This window comes from Vibrio sp. 03_296 (genome assembly GCF_002265885.1).
Genome location: NZ_NPKW01000460.1, coordinates 1 through 684, shown reverse-complemented (window position 1 = coordinate 684; position 684 = coordinate 1). Strand labels below are relative to the sequence as shown.

Here is a 684-nt window from a genome sequence, read left to right as displayed (position 1 = left end):
CTGCTGAATAAGCCTTACTGCTCAGTTAAAACCAACCAGCGACAATGCCCTTGATTGCCAAAATTAAGGGACGTTTTGTATAAAAAACCAAGCAAAACCAGTCACTAAGACTAGACTCTAAATATCGCTGACCGTTTTAAAGGGCTCTATGAAGTGATGCCACCTTCGCCATTTTACACGCGCGCCTTATTGACACTGATCCTGTTAGGATTGGTGGTGTTTAGTTTTAATCCATTTCTCGATCGCAACGATCTGCTGCCACTTTACGACAGCAAACGCCTGTTTGTGCTGYTTCTGTTGCAAATCACCGCGCTCATCGTGCTGTTCTCCACTCAACRRCGGCAGCGTATCATCGATCATTGGTGCTCTCTCACGCTCCTCCACCGAGGTTTACTGAGCCTTTTTATTGCTTCGAGCTTACTGGCTACGTGGCTTGCTCGCTATCCACTGGCCTGCTGTTTTGCAATGGTTTTATTTGGCATGGATTGGTTTTGATGCTGTTTGTACTGCGTGATGTGGTGAAGAAGCAGCAAGCCCGATGGTTTGAATACACTCTTTGGCTCATGTGCGTTTCTGTTTTGAGCATTGTCGCTGGCGTTTTGGATCCGCATTGTGCACCAGTTGAACGTCAACAACTTCACCCTGTTTGGCTTTGCCAACCCTCGTTTTCTCAACCAGATCCAT

2 protein-coding genes are annotated in these 684 nt (G+C 46.7%); both read left to right on the top strand.

Features of this window, described 5'->3' with window-relative positions; all coding sequences use genetic code 11:
• Positions 1-153: 153 nt before the first annotated feature.
• Positions 154-495 (top strand): hypothetical protein, encoded by a 342-nt coding sequence (locus tag CIK04_RS33885; RefSeq protein ID WP_325205817.1) that lies wholly within the window; start codon positions 154-156, stop codon positions 493-495.
• Positions 495-684 (top strand): hypothetical protein (locus tag CIK04_RS33880; RefSeq protein ID WP_325205816.1); only part of this gene is annotated, 190 nt, incomplete at its 3' end. The genes CIK04_RS33885 and CIK04_RS33880, both read left to right, overlap by 1 nt.